Genomic DNA, 2,015 nt, shown 5'->3' with positions numbered 1-2,015 from the left:
GATCGCGGCCGTGACCGACCGCCTGCTCGCGGAGCGCGCGCCGGGCGACGGGAGCGGCGACGCGGAACCGCGCGGTTCGGCCCCGTCGAACGGGGGCGGTCCGCGGTGAGGGGACTCGTCCTCGCCGGCACGGCCTCCGGCGTCGGCAAGACCGTGGCGACGCTCGCGGCGCTGCGCGCGTTCGAGGCGGCGGGGCGGACCGTCCAACCGGCGAAGGCGGGCCCGGACTTCATCGACCCGAGTCACCACGCTCGGGTCGCGGATCGACCGTCGCGGACGCTCGACCCGTGGCTTCAGGGTGAGGGCGGGCTCCGGCGGAACTACGCCCGCGGCGACGGCGACGTCTGCGTGATCGAGGGGATGATGGGGCTGTACGACGGCGACGCGGCGAGCACGGCCGGCGTCGCTGCCGCGCTCGACCTGCCCGTCGTCCTCGTCGTCGACGCGAGCGCCGGGATGGAGAGCGTCGCGGCGACCGCGCTGGGGTTCGCGGCGTACGCCGACCGCACGCCGCACGAGGTCGACGTGGCCGGGGTGATCGCCCAGCGGGCGCACGGCGGCCGCCACGCCGACGGGATCCGCGAGGCGCTCCCCGACGAGCTCGCCTACTGCGGCCGGGTCCCGCCCCGCGAGGACCTGGAGATCCCCGACCGGCATCTCGGACTCCGGATGGGCGAGGAGACGCCGCTCGACGAGGCGGCGCTCGACGCCGCCGCCGAGACGCTCCGGACGGACCGGCTGCTCGACATGGCTCGGGAGCCGACGCCGCCGACGGACGACCCGGCCGCCGGGAAGACCGGCGAGGGCGGCGGCTCCGGTGCCGGCGACGAACCTCCGCGGATCGCGGTCGCGGACGACGCCGCGTTCCGGTTCGTCTACCCGGCGACCCGCGAGCGGCTCGCCGAGCGCGCGACCGTCGTCCCGTTCGCGCCCGCGGCCGGCGACGACCTCCCGCCCTGCGACGGCGTCTACCTCCCCGGCGGCTACCCGGAACTCCACGCCGCGGCGCTCGCCGAGGGGCCCGCGCTCGGGTCGGTCGCGGACGCCGCGGCCGAGGGCACCCCCGTCCTCGGCGAGTGCGGCGGGCTGATGGCGCTCGCCGAGACGCTGACGACGGTCGACGGCGAGACGCACGAGATGGCGGGCGTCCTCCCCGCGAGCGTCGAGCGGCGCGAACGATATCAGGCGCTCGACCACGTCGAACTGCGGGCGCGGCGGGACGCGCTCACGGCGAGCGCCGGGGAGCGGCTCCGCGGTCACGAGTTCCACTACTCCGCGGCCGACGTCGCCCCCGACGCCCGGTTCGCGTTCGACGTGGAGCGCGGGACCGGGATCGACGGCGATCGCGAGGGACTCGTCGAGCACCGCACCCTCGGCACGTACTGTCACCTCCACGCCGCGAGCGGGGCGTTCGACGCGTTCCTCGACGAGGTGAAAGGGTGACGGGGGCCGGCTTCCTCCCGGCCCCGGCCGTCACGCTCCTCGCCCCGCTTCTCCTCGCGGTCGCGCTGGACCTCGCGTTCGCGGAGCCGCCACGGCGGATCCACCCGGTCGCGCTGTTCGGGCGCGTCGTCGCGCCGTTCGACCGGGAGTGGGCCCGTCCGGGGCTCGTCGGCGTCGCGGTCGCGGTCGTACTCCCGCTCGCCGCGGCCGGGGTCTGCGGCGGGAGCGTCGCGCTCGCCGCCGAGTACGGGCCGCAGACCGGCGGCGTTCCGGTCCTCGCCGTCGCGGTCGCGGCCGCCGTCTGCTTCTCGGCCGCAAGCCTCCGGATGCTGTGCGACGTGACGGGCGAGGTCGTCGCGGAGAGCGAGGGGGACCCGGACGCGGCCCGCGAGTCCGTCCGGGCGCTCGTCGGGCGCGACCCCGCCGCCCTCTCGCCGGCCGACCTCCGGAGCGCCGCGGTCGAGAGCGCGGCCGAGAACCTCGCGGACGGGTTCGTCGCGCCGCTCGGCTGGTTCGTTGCCGGCGCGACCGGCGCCGTCGCGCTCGGGGCGGCGTACCTCAGCTACCGGCTC

Annotated in this window: 2 protein-coding genes; both read left to right on the top strand. The window is 77.4% G+C overall.

Annotated features, from left to right (window positions below):
* Positions 1-105 precede the first annotated feature (105 nt).
* A complete protein-coding gene (locus EXE45_RS16415) occupies positions 106-1,443 on the top strand; it encodes a cobyrinic acid a,c-diamide synthase (RefSeq protein ID WP_137694952.1) in 1,338 nt (445 codons plus the stop codon).
* Positions 1,440-2,015: cobalamin biosynthesis protein (locus EXE45_RS16410; protein ID WP_137694951.1), on the top strand; the 576-nt coding region annotated here is incomplete at its 3' end. The genes EXE45_RS16415 and EXE45_RS16410, both read left to right, overlap by 4 nt.

It is taken from the genome of Halorubrum sp. SP9 (assembly GCF_005435015.1).
In the GTDB taxonomy this organism is placed as follows: Archaea; Halobacteriota; Halobacteria; order Halobacteriales; family Haloferacaceae; genus Halorubrum; species Halorubrum sodomense.
This window is presented reverse-complemented; position numbering and strand designations above follow the sequence as displayed.